The sequence below is a fragment of the Nostoc sp. FACHB-280 genome (assembly GCF_014697615.1).
Taxonomy (GTDB): domain Bacteria; phylum Cyanobacteriota; class Cyanobacteriia; order Cyanobacteriales; family Nostocaceae; genus Nostoc_B.
Genome location: NZ_JACJSD010000025.1, coordinates 1 through 15,327, shown reverse-complemented (window position 1 = coordinate 15,327; position 15,327 = coordinate 1). Strand labels below are relative to the sequence as shown.

The following is a 15,327-nucleotide window of genomic DNA, read 5'->3' as shown; positions in this document are numbered from 1 at the left end:
GATTTTGCCCTCACACCCTTGCCAAGTTTCGGTTTTGTTGCAGTAAACTAATACCATCTTTTGAGGAGTGCATTATGGCAAACCAAAAATTGATGCAATTACTTTCTTTTGGTTTTATTAGTTTTTGCTTTTGTTTTGGCTTGGGAATTGGTGTTTTCATTCGTTTTGGACAGTTACAACCATCTAACGCTGCGACTACATCTGAACCCCCCCAGATATTACCCTTTATTATCCCTGCCCCTACACCATCACCAGAGGATAGCGTTTTTACCTTAAACCCTTAAGTAGAGTGCTGAGTTGAAATTCTCGTGTTTACAACTAATAAGTAGAAGGATGGGATTAAACCTAACTAGAGATTGCCAAAGTATTCGCACTTCGGCAAAGCTCAGTTACTACTGCGCTCAATCCTCATTATAGTCAGGCTATTGAGCATTGAGCGGAGTCGAAATGCGTCTTCTAAATAATTTGTCACTCAATCTACTTAGTTACTAGTGTTACTTTCTGTTGTTGACTTTTCATCTTTTGGAGATGGGCTGTCAGGAGCAGAATTTTGCTTGTTTTCTACAGTTGGGACAACTACAGCCGAAGAATCTGGGCTTTTCGATTCTGTGGTAGGTGGTGGTACTGGTATCACTACAGGATTCGATCGCTTGCCTGACGAATTTGGTGTAGTTTGATTAGTGGTGGCAGGTGGGGTGTTATTTTGCGATCGCTTGCCTGCACTTTCCCGATTAACTTCTCGATTAGAACGATAAGCTCTCAGTTTATCTACTAATGATGGTGTCGGTGCGGTATTCGGTGTAACAGATGCTTGTTCGGGATTTTGCTGAGACGAAGTTTCGGAGTTGGTGGCGGCAGTATTTTCTGCGGTAGGGCTAGTTGTAGCTTGTGGTGTAGGTTCTGGGCGGTTTTGTCGGCGGCGTTTGGAAATATAGGCTGATTCGGTTGCCGTGGTTGTTTGAGTATTTTTGTTAGTGTTATTTGCTTCCGCAGTAGACTGTGAACCCTCGGTATTAGAATTATTGTCTTTTGATTGGGTGACTGGGTTAGTAAACAGGGGTGTGGCAGATGAATTTGGCTTGTTATGGGAGGACAATATACTAGTGATGCCAAAACCTGCACTTGCGGCAAATAAAGCCACACCTACACCAACTAAGGCTTTAGACCCTGCTAGTGTTTTGGTAAAGGCTGCCATCGGGTTTTTTGTCCGATATTCCTTGTGTTTCTTGCCAAAAACTCCCCGTCCTGGCTGCATTGATAAATCAACGGTGGCGACTGTATTAGTGGCAACGCTTTGGGGAATATTCTTGGTTTCACTACCAGGTAATAATTGCAACCATTCAGCCACGGTTGACGGACGGAAGCGAGAATCAACCGCCATACCGCGCATCACAGCTTGATTGACGGCGGCACTCAGATGAGGTTGTAATTCTTTGGGAGATGCCATTTTTTCGCGATCGCGCAATAATGCTGGCATGGGAACCTGTGCTGTTAACAAAGCATACAAGGTTGCTGCCAAACCATAAACATCTGTAGCTGGTGTGCGCGGCGCTTGTGTCAAGTATTGTTCAATGGGTGCGTAGCCTTCGGAAACTATGCCGGTGTGAGTTTGTTTGACACCACTATTAAATTCTCGTGAAATCCCAAAATCAATTAATATGACTTCTTGAGTGCCTTGGCGGAGAATAATATTATCTGGTTTGATATCGCGGTGGAGCAAACCATTATTGTGGACTACTTGTAGGGCTGCGCCAATTTGGCGGATGTAGTGAATGGCTGTGGCTTCCGGTAAGGGTATCCCTGGTAGGACAAAAGCATTGCCCAAAGTTTCCCCAGGAATGTATTCCATCACCATGTAGGGTAGACCATCTTCAATAAAAAAGTCACTTACCCGCACAATATTGGGATGGATACAAGTAGCTAGTCTTCTAGCTTCATCTTGGAATTGGCGCTCGAACTTGGCAAAATCTGGATGTTGCCGCAAGCGTTCGTTAATAGTTTTCACCACTACATCTTGACCTAAGTAGTGATGTGTAGCTTTAAAGGTAATACCAAAGCCACCATGTCCGATTTCTTGGGTGAGGGTATATTTTCCACCCTGCAAAATTTTGCCTGCTAACATAGATGTTCTGCGTTTTGAGTCCTAAATCCTGAATGAGCAGATATATGCCACCCGAAATTGAACAGCCTCCACCTCATTGCCACCGCTTAATCTTTTTCATGATACAGTAGGCTCACACATTGCATCTTGAAAATTAGGTGAAGGAAAGCAAGTTGGTAAGAAAAACACTGACTAGTCAAGGTAGTTATTTGTCACTTGTCCTTAGTCATTCGTTGTTCTTTCCTACTCAACACTTCCTTTTTAACCTACATTCTTTCTAAGACTTGAATTCCCAACAGCGATAATCCGAGTTTTAAGGTTCTGGCGGTTAAATCGCACAATACTAAACGAGATGTACGCTGTGGTTCTTCTGCCTTCAAAACAGGACACTGCTCATAGAATTTGTTAAATTTATCACTTAGTTGATACAAGTATTCGCACAATCGGTTAGGAAGTAGATTTTGCTCTACCTCAGTAATGACTTCGCTTAATTGTAACAAGTGTTTAGCTAGAGCTAATTCCGTTTCTTCTTGCAATACAAGGTAAACCTTACTTTTCTCTCGTTCATCTGTATAAGATTTGCTTAAAACATTGTGTGTATAACTCTTAATTGCCTTAAAAACTTGATGCCTTTTATCTGCTTTGAGCAAATACCGAGAACTAAACCAAGTACTGTATCCAATCCCCACTAATTCAAAAAATGATGGGATTAAGGGAATTTCGTTGACGGATTTTAAAATACTGAATACTACCTTTCCTAAAACAAGAGTTCCTAAAATTAACCCAACATTTATGGCAGATTTCCATTTCAAGCTAGAAGTTAATTTTTGATTTTGATTAGAATTATCTATGAAACTACCAAAGTCAATACTACCTTTACGACCTATGCTTTTAATCCGAGCATAAGCGTACAGTAAGTAAGGTGCTGTATTGCCCTTATCTGATAGCATTTTGTCATAGCTAAAAATGTAGTTACTAGTGCGGTTTTGGCTAAGGTCGGCGTACTTAACAGCACTAATGCCTACGACTCTAGCAACATAAGCCTGAAATTCTTCACTTTCCTCACGACCTTCTTGCTGAATTTTTGCCTGTAGTGTCTCGCGAAACCTTATAATTGCTTCATCGAGCAAATCTCGTAACCGGACAGTATCTCCAGAACGGGTTTTGAATTTTTTGCCATCTTCCCCTAACACCAAACCAAAGGGAACATGCACTAGTTCCACATCATCAGGAATCCAGCCGGCTTTGCGTGCTACTTGGAAAAATTGAGCAAAGTGGTTGCTTTGTCCCGCATCGGTTACATAAATTATGCGTTTGGCTGCATCTTGTTGAATGCGGTAGCGTAAGGCGGCTAAATCTGTGGTGGCGTAGTTATAACCACCATCGGATTTCTGCACAATTAATGGTAGCGGTTCACCTTCTCTGTTGGTATAGCCTTCTAAGAAAACAACCTTTGCGCCTTGATCTTCTACAAGTAAGCCAGAGTTGGCTAAATCTTCCACAATTGCCGGTAGCAATGAGTTGTAAAAAGATTCGCCGCGTTCATTTAAATGGATATCCAGCAAGTCATAAATAACTTGAAATTCTTTGCGGGATTGTTCACACAGCAGTTTCCACGCATGAATTGTATCTTCTGCGCCTGCTTGTAATCTCACGACTTCTTGGCGTGCTGTTTCTTGGAAGGTTTCATCAGCATCAAAACGCTGTTTTGCTTGGCGGTAAAAGCTGACTAAATCACCAATATCTAAGGCGTTGGCGGTAGTTAACGCTTGGGGGTAAACTTCGCGCAGGTAAGTAATGAGCATTCCGAATTGTGTACCCCAATCACCCACATGATTTAACCGCAAAACATCATGTCCGCGAAATTCCAAAATCCGGGCGATAGAATCACCAATAATGGTGGAACGCAAATGTCCGACGTGCATTTCTTTGGCAATATTCGGACTGGAAAAGTCAACAATTTCTCGCTGTGGCGTTTTCGCTGGGGGAACACCTAACCGTGAGTCGGCGTGAATTGCTTTGAGTTGTGCTTCTAGGTAAGCGGTTTTAAGTCTGAGGTTGATAAAACCGGGGCCAGCAATTTCTGGTGGTTCGCAGATTTGGGCAACATCTAACTTGTCAACTATAGCAGCAGCGATCGCTCTTGGTTGCTGTCCTAATTTTTTACTTAGGGATAAAGCCACATTCGCTTGATAGTCACCAAATTTCGGATTCCCCGCAGGCACTAAAATCGGATCAACGGTGGCGTATTCATCACCAAAAGCAGCAATCATCGCCTGCTCAAATTTAACTTTTAATTGTTCTTGTGTAGCATTCATATATAAATGTTATCTGTGACAGGCAAAAAGCGACTGCTGAAAGTGAGGTATTCTCAAAGGCTTGATTATTTTAACCTTAAAATATAATCACCTAATTTAACTGAGGATTTTCATGGTACAGTACAACCCCCTCAGCTGCCTTCCGTCCTCGGCAGAATTACCCGATTCTGATGATACGCCAGTGGATAACGAGCTACAAAACCTGATTCCCAATTTACTAGAAGCTATTTTAGCTTTAGCCTGGAGTCAACGCACCGATTGGTTTTTCGGCGTTGATATGGGGATTTATTATGCACCCGACACTCCGCAATTAGTACCTGATGGGTTTCTCAGCATAGGTGTAGAACGTTTTATTGGTGAAGAGGGACGTTTAAGCTATGTTCTCTGGGAAGAAGATGGTATTGTTCCTATTTTTGCCTTAGAAGTTGTTTCACAAACCTACGGCGGCGAATACGAAAAGAAAAAAATCGACTACGCGAAGTTAGGCATTTTATATTATGCAATTTATGTCCCCAGCCGGAGATATCGGCGTAAACGAGAACCTTTAGAAGTTTATCGTTTAGAAAATAGTGAATACATCTTACAACCAGGTTCACGGGTGTGGATGCCAGAAATTAATTTAGCATTTGGTAGAGAACGCGGTACTTATCTGGGAAGGACGCGCGAGTGGTTGTATTGGTATGACGAAACTGGACAGAGATTACCAACACCAGAGGAGTTAGTGCAGCAAGAAAAGGAACGTGCTGAGAGACTGGCGAAAAGGTTGCGGGAGTTGGGCATTAATCCAGATGAGATTTAAAGATGGTTCAGGGATGTAGGGGTATAAGTGTATAAATGAGGAAAATTCTTATCCCCAGTCTCAACAAGCAGACTTTCTGCATCAGCCGTGATTCTCACAAGCCTGATTATTTTAAATTTAAAATATCCCAGGGACTAACTTCACCAATTAGCCCCTAACCTCTCGCCTCAATTGAGTTTCAAAGCATTAACTGGTACTTCATCCCAAGAATCAACTATCCGTAATCTAGCTATCCAACCATCTGCTTTTTGTTGCTCTGTCAAATTTTTTTCAAACGACTCATGACAATCTTTGGCTTGAGACTCATTACAACAAGCAATGCAGGCATATATCATACCCGATGGATCAATTTGCTCATTTACCCAAATAGTCATGGCGTATCCTCTCGAAAGCTATACATTAACAAGGCATTTGGTCATTTTAGAATAGTAGCAAAGCTAAAAACTCATTCATTATGGGGCTGATGCCAAAAATTTATCCATCTTAAGTTTTTTAACCTAGTTTTTTCTATTCTGATCGCTGAATTAGTTTTGTGTAAGTTGAAAAATCAGCTACTAGCTTAATAAATCGCAATATTTTACGACATATATTTCTTGCGTAATTTAACTGATGACATTCGCTGATTAGCGAACAAAAATATACTTAATTTCTTGAAAATGAAATTCCAAATCAATTCACAATATCAAATTTATATCGAGTCGCTTTGATAGGATTTGATGGAGAAATTTGGAATTGTCAATCAGTCAAAGTTTGTGATTAATCAAGTATTTTACTATCTCTTTAACAGGGATGTAAATAACATCATTAGTCATAAATACTTGTCGAAAAAATCGCATTTTAAGCATAGGAGAGAAAATGTCTTATCCAGGTTATTTTTTGCAACAAGGCTGTGAGACAGGAGATGTATATATGGTGCAGCAAACTTTGCAAGCATTAGGTTATTCTATCTCTGCTGATGGTATATTTGGCCCGATGACAGAAAATGCTGTTCGACACTTTCAAATGTCTAATGGTCTGGTGGCTGATGGTGTAGTTGGCCCTAATACTTGGTATGCGTTAATGAACCAAGGTTGCTAAATAATTAGGATTTTTAAAGAATAACTTGAGAGGTGATGTACTTTTATTCTGATTTTGGCAGTGCAATAAAAAATAAAAGGTAAAGCATTTACTGTGGCAAATACAAATATTAGTGTCATCGTTGCGGTGGCACTAGTATTTATGATGTTTTTAAAAAGTATGCTTTTGAATAAGCCGCTAAATGCTAAAAAATGCAAAGTATATAAAAACATAAAATCGCTCCTACAAATATAGCTTAGTCAAGGAATCTCCAAATAATGGTTCATACAAATGGACAACCTTCAGTATCAGCAAAATCGCAATTAGACATAGCACTGGATGTTTATGAGGAAGCTTTAATTGCATTGGAAGAAGCGCCTTTACAAGCAACATTTGACCAAAAAGTGACTGTATTAGTAGCGCGTGATGGGGTAGAGAAGAAAAGGCAAATTGATCAAAACCCTACTGGTAGTAGTTACGCGAGGTTATTAAGTTTAGATGAGCGACTGAAAGCACAAGCCAAAGTGCTGAGTGAAGATGATGAATTAGCACAATGGAAAGATAGTTTAAATGCACCGCCGAATATGTGGTGGTGGCATTTAAAATATCCGTTAGCAATGTCACCAACTCAAGTGGCAAAACGCTATCAACAAGCTATCTCTGCATTGTCAGCGTCGCTTCCCCATCCGACACAAGAACAAATTTTAGAAGTATTACTAGCGCGGGACGCGATTGAAACTTCCCGTGATAATCAACCTTTACCAGAGCATATCGCTAAAATTGTCATTGATTTAGATGAAAATTTGCGATCGCTCGCTGATGTCATTAATAAAGATGGTAAATTAGAATACTGGAAAAAAAGCTTAAGTAAAACTACACCTAATACTTGGTGGTGGGAACTCAGCGATACAGAGCCATTACCAGCACAAGCCATCCAACGTTACGAAGCAGCTTTGCAGGTGATGGAATCTCCACCACAAGCGAATTCGGAAGAACTCTTAGAAGTACTACTAGCACGGGACGCAGTGGAAAAAGCTTGGAATAAGCAACAGCAACCACCACGTCATTTAACCGAAAAAATTATTGAATTAGACAAGCGGTTGAAAGCGCAATCTTGGTCTTTTGCTAACGATGATATTGTTGATGAATGGAAAAACAACCTGAAACCACCGGAGATGAGTTGGTGGTGGTCTTTTACCCGTTCTGTTCCGTTACCGAATGAAGCGATCGCACGTTACGAAAAAACAGTTGAAATCGTTGCAACTAGTAAACCGCCTTCTTCTGATCAACTTTTAGAAACGCTTTTGGCGCGTGATGGCGTAGAAGAAGCTTTAGAACAAGCCTATCGCAATAAACCCGTCCCCGAAAAACTAGCAAGACAACTTATTGCTTTAGACAACAAATTAAAACAATATCGCCTTGATTTCAACAAAGATAACCAAATCAGACAATGGAAAGATAGCTTAAAACGCCAGAATCGCTGGTGGTGGGAACTCAAACCTGCGATCGTCGGTTCGGAAGAAGAACCAGGGACACGCCGTGATTGGTTACTCAATACTTTGGCTGTGCTTTGTTTAGGTGTTGGTGCGGCGTTTACCGCCTATAGCAGTCAAGTATTTTTCCAGAAAGTTGAAGGACAAGAAACTCAACAAGCCGACTTATCACAAAACATGGCGGCGGTATTGCAAGTCATTGGTTTAGGCGCAGGTGGTGCAGCAGCTTTAACTAGTGGTGGTCGAAAAACCCTCGAAAAACTGTTTACTAACTTACAGTTACCCCCCACCAAACAAGCACCCACAGCCTTAGCGATCGCGGCTGGAATGACAGCTATTACAGGTTCTGTGGCTGCATCATTACCCGCCTGGGGAAAAGTTTATATCGCTCAAGGACAAGGATATTTACAAAATACTAACTGGCTGAAAGCTCAAGATAGTTTTCTTCAGGCCAAAAAATTCATTAGTAGCGATGAAGACAAAGCAAAAGTAGAAATTGGGTTAGGAGATTCTGCGGAACATTTAGGAGATATAGTCAAAGCAAAAGAATACTACAAAAAAGCGGCGGCTCTGGACAATATTGAAGGTATGACTCGTTATGCGCGACTCAGTATGGTTGATTTCTTTCTCAAAAATCCACCAGATTCCAGGATTCAACCTTCAATCACTGATGAAAACCTCAGACAAGCTCATCTGTTTAACCAACGTGCTTCGCTGAAAATCTTCAAATTGTTAGCTAAAAATGAGCAAACTCCCGAAAAACTCAACAAAGAGTTATTGAATTTGACGCAATTAGCTCGCACAAATGGCGCAATTATCGCCGCAGTTAAAGATTTAATGGTATCACCCAAAGACAACGCTGTTTTTCAGGATGAAGAATATCGTCAGCGTTATTGGACTGAAGGTGTAGCAGGTTTATTCAAGTCTAATTTAGATGAGTTGAATGGTCTGAAAATTTCTGACAAGGACGCTCTGAAGATTCGAGCTTTGTGTTTTGCACACATCACAACTGAGCAGATGAAATATACAGAAAATATTCAGAATGTTCCCGAAGCACTCACAAGTCTTGTACCGGAGATGATGACAAAATCTCCCGATGCTCCTAATTGTTACGATGATAAAGCTCTGAGCGTTTATGATTTTTCGTTGATTGAAGCTTTGGCAAAAATATATAAAATGCCGAAATTCAAAGTTGCTGTGACAAATAATAATCCGCCACCGCAAACAAATCCTGCGCCAACCCCAGAAGCCGCGCCGAACCCGGAAGCAGAAGCTTATAATCAAAATCCGCCAACACCTGAGACTCAGCCGCAATATTAAATGGGTGTAAGGGTATCCGGGTGTAAGGGTGTAAAGGTCTTGAAAACATAGACTTTTGCACCCTTTAAATTTTCAGGGACAAGGTGGACAAGGAAGACAAGGCAGATAGAGCTAAATAATAGACCTCTTGCATAAATCAGATTATGCCTATTAAACAAGCGAATTTTCTGTTACTCTTTGCGTCTTTGTGCCTACGGTCTGAGAGTGTCAACGTTTCATAATAACCACTGTTAGGTGTACTCTGGATATTCATTGCTGCCTGTAGTTCTCAATACCTAGGCGAATTAAATTGATGGCTGGGTGTTATTCATACTGAGTCAGATACCATATTGCTACTGTTACGTGTGCTGGATGATTCCATTGCGAATTTGCTGAATTACATTGATTGAATTAGAAAATTAAGTTTTCAATTGCTTTAACGGGTTGTTATACCTGATTTATCCGGTTCATTATGTATTAATAGTCAAATTTTTCTTTTAGCAATGAAATTCGATTGCAAGATGCAGGTATGAATGAAATTATGCGAACTCACAAATCAATATTTTGAGTTTTTCTACTGTGAATGTTGAATAAACAATATTCGAGAATTTCTGGAGAGAAGGTACAAAATATTCTTTGACTAACTCGGACAGTCGCAAGAGTATGATTGATTTTTTGTAGCGAATTAATAGCGATCGCACTCAGCGTTACTGAGCAACTATACCTATGAGTTTGTATCTTTAACTGTGATAGCGATCGCCTCAAGATAGACCATAGTCTAAATTAGGTTTTTTTATATCAAATTATGATAAGTTTTTGCCAACAAATTATGTAATTTTGCGTATAATCGAAAAGTGTCTGCTCAACCTATAAAAGTCTGTCAATCTGATATTTTAGATTTGAGATTGTAGATAGACTGTACTCATAACTCAACTGCCCAAAAATAATCTCAAGACTAATTCTCAACTCCCTCCATCCTATCCCTTGTGGGATGGCTCGTCTGCAAAATCACAAGAGACGATAAATCCCCATTGATTTTTCTGGAGAAAAGATGTATCTAGCACATTCATTAATCAGTGATAGCAAGCAGCAGCACTCTCGGCAGCCTTTAATTTTGGCAGTGGAAGATAATGATGATAATCTTTTGCTGATTAGTTATGCGCTTGAGTCACTTGGCTGTCAATTCATCTGTCAATCAGATAGTTCTTCAACATGTTTGGTAGCTAAAGAGTATCAGCCAGACTTGATCATGTTAGATATTTTGTTACCTAGTCTCAGTGGAATTGAAGTTGTACGTTATCTGAAGAAAGATTCCTTAACTCATAAAATTCCCGTACTTGCAGTGACGGCTTTAGCCACCAGAGAAGACAAAGAACGCATTCTCAAAGCTGGATTTGATGACTACATTAGCAAGCCATTTCTGATTGAAGATTTAGAAACTGTGGTTCGTCGTCTGTTGGGGGGAAAATTAGAGCCTTGTTCCAATGATGAGCGGCTGAAGTCTGAAGGCTGAAGTTTGAAGTCTGAATAAAAACTCAGCACGTACACTTCGACTCCGCTCTGTGTACGCGACTCAGCACGCAACTTCGGTAACTCAGCACTTTACTTAGATACTTTTTGGTAGTCGCACTGTAAATACGCTGCCTTTACCCAGTTCCGAAGTAACGGTAATATTACCACCGTGAGCTTCAGCAATTCTGTAGGAAAGATGCAACCCTAAACCGCTACCAGAGCGTTTATTTTTCCCTTGACGAAATCTCTCGAATATACCTGCTTGGTCTTCGGGGGCGATACCATAACCTGTGTCTTCCACAGCGATGATGACCCAGGTTTTACCTTGGGGGTTGTTTGCTTGTTCTGACAGTCGAATTGTAATTCCGCCTGTATCGGTAAATTTGATGGCGTTACCCAGGAGGTTGTTGAACACACGACGCAGTTCCAAAGCATCACCCATCACCACGCCAGGATCTGTGGGATTGTTGGTTAAACCGCTGGTGTCTACTGTGACATTTAAATTTTTCTCATTCGTCAGGGGTGCTAATTCGCTGACTACTTCTTGAATTATTTCGGGTAAATTGCAAACTTCATCGTTAAAGGTCTTTTTCCCTGCATCCATACGATACACTTCTAGCAAGGTGTTGACCATTTGCATTAAGTTTTTATTGCTGCGAATCATCACGGAGATGGCTTGTTTCATTTCCGGCGAAATTTTGCAGAAGGTTTCTTCCAGAAACAAACCCAGCATTCGATCTGCGGCGACTAAGGGGGTACGCAAGTCATGGGTAAGACGCGATACAAAGTCTTCCCGTTGTCGAGCCATTTTGTCTTGTTCGTCTAAACTGTGCTTGAGCCGCAACAGCGATCGCACTCTTGCTAGTAGTTCATCTGTATCAAAAGGTTTGCGAATAAAGTCATCTGCACCTGCATCTAGTCCCTCCACCACACTAGATTCATGAAAGGCTGTAATCAGTAGAATGGGAATATAAATTTTAATCGCTGGGTTCTTGCGAATGCGATCGGTAACTTCATAACCATCCATCCCTGGCATCATCACATCCAGCAAAATCAAGTCTGGCGGAGATTTTTCCACATATTCTAAAGCTGATTTCCCGTCAGTTGCTAAATCGATGTGATAGCCTTCACTTTCTAAAATTGTTTGCACCAAGATCAGGTTATCTTTAGTGTCATCAACGGCAAGAATGCGATCAACTTTTTGAGACTTTTCCACAACAGACATGATTGATTTACTTTTGTGCTAGGGATTTATAGTTTCAGGTTTGGATACCTCATCGATGAACGACGAGAAGGGGGAGACGATTGATGGGGATTATGAGCCGAGAAAAAAATATGTTCACCATCAACATTTAAAGCCGGGATTTTTCCGGCTATATCTTTGGCTAATATTTGTCTGGGTAGTTCAACTTTAAACATCGAACCTACTCCTAATTGACTCTCGATCAAGATTTGTCCATTCATCATTCGCACCAAGGAATCGACAATTGCCAAACCCAAGCCTGTACCGGGATATTTGCGCGTGAGACTTTGATCCACTTGGCGAAAGGCTTCAAAAATATGCTGAAAATCTTTGGGAGCGATACCAATACCTGTATCACGAACTGCGATCGCTAGGCGATTTTCTGGCAGTTCTTGAATTTCTACCCAGATAGAGCCTGTTTCGGTAAACTTGATGGCATTCGACAGCAGATTTACTAAAATTTGCCGCAAACGTACTGAATCATTAAATACCCAAGGATTTTCTAAACCTATCTGGACTTGCAAAGCTAATTTTTTAGCTTCTGCTAGAGATTGCATTTCTTTGACAGTACTATTGATGACTGTCGTTAAATCAAATAATTCGGCTTTTAATTCTAGTCTGCCTGCCTCTAGCTTGGAAAAATCCAGAACTTCATTTAATAACATTAATAAATGCTTCCCATTATTGAGAATTCGCTCAACCATATCGGTTTGTTGAGGCGATAATTGTCCGAATTTCGGTCGCAATAATATTTGCGAAAACCCAATAATTGCATTCATCGGTGTCCGCAATTCATGGGACATGGTAGCTAAAAATTGTGTTTTTAGCCTTGAAGCTTCGATTAACTTTAAGTTTTGCAGTTGAATTTGTTGTCTTTGTCTTTCGAGTTCTTGATTTTTACGGATAAGTTGTTCGTGACTTTCTTTTAACTGTTGTAGTGCTAAATTTGCTTGCATTTCGGCACGGTATACCCGCATAGCATTGCGTAAAATTTGCGCCAATGTTTCTGAAGACACCCGTGACTTAGCTAAATAATCTGTCGCGCCAGCTTTCATCAATTCGACTGCAATTTGTTCATCGCCCTGTGCAGTCAAAACCACTAAAGGAACTTTGATTTCTGATGCTTGTACCCGATGAATCAGTGTTAAACCATCTTGATCTGGCAAGCGATAATCTAGGAAAACACAATCAAAGGTGATACTCGCCAAAGCTAGTAGTGCTTCATGGCCATTACCAGCCTCTGACAGTTCCATTTTGACACCTGCTTGCGCCAAAGCACGGCGTACTGCCATCCGGTCTACTTCATCATCGTCTACAACCAAAATTCTCAGCGTTTCTTCCATTTGTTTTTATTTTCGCTGTCCAATGCGGTTTAATACCTATCATTTTTATTTTCTGTCTATCCAAATAAAAAGTTTGAGATGGGAGTTACAAGTTTGGATATACGAATTAAAGAAACATCTTTAAAGGACATTATTATATTGATTAATAAAATAATATCTCAATTCGGTAATTATCTTGACTCTGATTATTAGTCTTTAGTTTAAAAATCTATTTTCTACATATTTCCGCTCAACTTTTAGGTATTTAGGGTATTTCGCACAATATCCAGTATTTATTCAAGGTGGCCATTGTCTCGACGAACTTATTGAATGTGAGAGGTTTGAGGATATAGCCAGCAACGTTTAAGTTGTAGGCTTGTACCCTATCTTGATCTTGATTTGAGGTAGTCATAACTACTACAGGTGTTGTCGATAACTTTGGATCAGAACGTAGTTCTTGGAGAAATTCTATGCCACTCATTTTTGGCATATTTAAATCTAGTAAAATCAAGCGACGCTCAGTTGGTACACTTGATTTCTGCCCATGCTCATTCCGCAACATCTCTAGAGCTTCTAAACCATTACTTGCTAGATAAAGTGGATTGGTAATATTAACTTTTTTAAATGCCCGCTTGACATTCATAACATCAACTTCATCATCCTCCACTAGTAATATATTAATCACTCTTTCCAGCATGTTTTTCGGTAACAACTCAACTTTTTGTGATTATGAGTTAAATCACTTATGGAAATAAACTTGATTATTAATAATTAGTTAATTACAATATTTTTATTATTAGTAATTAATAACTTAATAATCATAAACGAAAAAGCCTGATTTAAGCTCACTATCATTGTAAATGAGCCTATTAATGCCTGTCCTCAGCCATTAGTGAGAGTTGTAAACAAATGTTTTGCACCATCAGCTTGAGCCGTTTGACTCTCTTCAACGCTTCAGCAAAGTGAAGTGAAAACTACGGCTAATACCAGATTGAGAATCTAACGTAATTGCACCTCCTGTGGTGACGAGAATTTTTTTGATGCTCTTTCCTACTTTCTACTGCGATTTTAATTTCAAGGGCTGTGCATATAGAACAATGGACAGCCTGGGACTGTTTGATTAGGGTTAATTCCCAGTTAGAGCCAAAGATAGTAATTTGGGTTGGGAGTGGTGAGTAGGAAGACTCTTTGTGCAAGGGACTTAGTATAAATCATGGGAATGAGTAGCCATACCTTCATCTTGGCTAAAGAATCATCCTGGCGAATGAGCTGATAATGCACAATATTATTCATTCAGAATTAAGGTTGTGAGTGAGAAAATTAAAATTTAATAAGCTGTCTGTTACTATATATTTCAACTTGATTATCTACAGATTTCTGGTAGCAGCAAGGGTAATATAGCAGACTTATTTGATATGTAAACCAAATAGACAAGACAGATTTTCTGGCTGACTCAGTGGTGTAACAGAGTAGATAAGGGAGAGAGATGTTCGTAAATCATTGAGGATTGCTATAGCAGTCCTATTTGAGAAATGAACAAAAGAGACAAGGAAGACAAGGTGGATTAGGGGGACAAGGTAGAGGGATGTTTGTATATCATTTAGGATTGCTATATATCCAATTCTAGGAAAAACTACATTCTAGAAATCTTGTAGAAACGTTGTATACAATATCTCTACAACAACTATTAATTATTTCGCTAAATATTACGAAAGGTTATTAAATGGGATAAATTGAGATAAATATTTCATATTGAGTTGTAGAATATCCATACATCTCTGGCTAGATATTTATATCTATCCATTTAAAAATCTGGAAAAATCATACTTCTATCGGTGGATGCAAGAGCATTGCCATATCATCTATCTTTGGTTTGGAAAAACATAGATTAATTTGTTGACAAAAGCGTAGTTGAAAAGACGCGAATAATAGAAGAGTGAGTTTAGTGATGAACGAAATCAGCATTATTTTAATTGAGGATCACGATTTAACCAGAATGGGGCTAAAGGCTGCATTACAGTCGCAAAGCGGGTTGAAAGTCATTGGAGAAGCTGCTAAGAGGCTATTTATAAAGTAAATCTAAAGGCGAGTAGGAGGGGATGACGGCAAGAATTAAAATACCTGATATGCAGTGTATTTACGTAATTGCTTATGGCACGAAAGTCTTATCCCACAGACTTAAAT

At 39.8% G+C, this 15,327-nt stretch carries 11 protein-coding genes and 1 pseudogene; 6 read left to right on the top strand and 6 right to left on the bottom strand.

The genetic code is table 11. The features are described from left to right. The first annotated feature begins 74 nt into the window (after nucleotides 1-74). Nucleotides 75-284: a capsule biosynthesis protein gene (locus tag H6G75_RS18470; protein ID WP_190981470.1), complete on the top strand. Its 210-nt coding sequence runs from the start codon at nucleotides 75-77 to the stop codon at nucleotides 282-284. 197 nt (nucleotides 285-481) lie between these two features. On the opposite strand, the gene H6G75_RS18465 is transcribed toward H6G75_RS18470, so the two are convergent. Both H6G75_RS18465 and argS read right to left on the bottom strand, forming a co-directional pair. Beyond that, complete coding sequence (locus H6G75_RS18465; RefSeq protein ID WP_190981469.1) at nucleotides 482-2,122, bottom strand: serine/threonine-protein kinase; 1,641 nt, start codon at nucleotides 2,120-2,122, stop codon at nucleotides 482-484. 245 nt (nucleotides 2,123-2,367) lie between these two features. After that, on the bottom strand, nucleotides 2,368-4,419 hold the full coding sequence (argS, locus tag H6G75_RS18460; RefSeq protein WP_190981468.1) for an arginine--tRNA ligase: 2,052 nt from the start codon (nucleotides 4,417-4,419) through the stop codon (nucleotides 2,368-2,370). 112 nt (nucleotides 4,420-4,531) lie between these two features. Between argS and H6G75_RS18455 the strand changes: the two genes are divergently transcribed. Beyond that, nucleotides 4,532-5,218 carry a Uma2 family endonuclease gene (locus tag H6G75_RS18455; RefSeq protein WP_190981467.1) on the top strand — a complete coding sequence of 229 codons (687 nt, stop codon included), beginning with the start codon at nucleotides 4,532-4,534 and terminating at the stop codon, nucleotides 5,216-5,218. 167 nt (nucleotides 5,219-5,385) lie between these two features. Here H6G75_RS18455 and H6G75_RS18450 read toward each other — a convergent pair whose 3' ends face one another. Further along, nucleotides 5,386-5,592, bottom strand: a complete 207-nt coding sequence (locus H6G75_RS18450; protein ID WP_190981466.1) for a glycogen debranching protein — start codon at nucleotides 5,590-5,592, stop codon at nucleotides 5,386-5,388. A 481-nt stretch (nucleotides 5,593-6,073) separates the two neighbouring features. Between H6G75_RS18450 and H6G75_RS33555 the strand changes: the two genes are divergently transcribed. The 3 genes from H6G75_RS33555 (at nucleotide 6,074) to H6G75_RS18435 (ending at nucleotide 10,579) form a co-directional block, all read left to right on the top strand. Further along, nucleotides 6,074-6,295, top strand: coding sequence for a peptidoglycan-binding domain-containing protein (locus H6G75_RS33555; RefSeq protein ID WP_190589609.1), 222 nt, complete (start codon nucleotides 6,074-6,076; stop codon nucleotides 6,293-6,295). A 257-nt stretch (nucleotides 6,296-6,552) separates the two neighbouring features. Continuing rightward, nucleotides 6,553-9,087: a hypothetical protein gene (locus H6G75_RS18440; RefSeq protein WP_190981465.1), complete on the top strand. Its 2,535-nt coding sequence runs from the start codon at nucleotides 6,553-6,555 to the stop codon at nucleotides 9,085-9,087. A 1,030-nt stretch (nucleotides 9,088-10,117) separates the two neighbouring features. Then, a complete protein-coding gene (locus H6G75_RS18435; protein WP_190981464.1) occupies nucleotides 10,118-10,579 on the top strand; it encodes a response regulator in 462 nt (153 codons plus the stop codon). Between the two features lie 93 nt (nucleotides 10,580-10,672). On the opposite strand, the gene H6G75_RS18430 is transcribed toward H6G75_RS18435, so the two are convergent. The 3 genes from H6G75_RS18430 to H6G75_RS18420 all read right to left on the bottom strand — a co-directional run bounded on the left by H6G75_RS18430 (nucleotide 10,673) and on the right by H6G75_RS18420 (nucleotide 13,840). Next, nucleotides 10,673-11,803: a hybrid sensor histidine kinase/response regulator gene (locus tag H6G75_RS18430; protein ID WP_190981463.1), complete on the bottom strand. Its 1,131-nt coding sequence runs from the start codon at nucleotides 11,801-11,803 to the stop codon at nucleotides 10,673-10,675. Between the two features lie 26 nt (nucleotides 11,804-11,829). Next, nucleotides 11,830-13,164, bottom strand: coding sequence for an ATP-binding protein (locus tag H6G75_RS18425; RefSeq protein ID WP_190981462.1), 1,335 nt, complete (start codon nucleotides 13,162-13,164; stop codon nucleotides 11,830-11,832). Nucleotides 13,165-13,408: 244 nt separating this feature from the next. Next, on the bottom strand, nucleotides 13,409-13,840 hold the full coding sequence (locus H6G75_RS18420) for a response regulator (RefSeq protein ID WP_190981461.1): 432 nt from the start codon (nucleotides 13,838-13,840) through the stop codon (nucleotides 13,409-13,411). A 1,251-nt stretch (nucleotides 13,841-15,091) separates the two neighbouring features. Between H6G75_RS18420 and H6G75_RS33025 the strand changes: the two are divergent. Next, nucleotides 15,092-15,199 (top strand): annotated as a pseudogene (locus H6G75_RS33025) (DNA-binding response regulator); the annotation flags it as partial. Nucleotides 15,200-15,327: the final 128 nt, after the last annotated feature.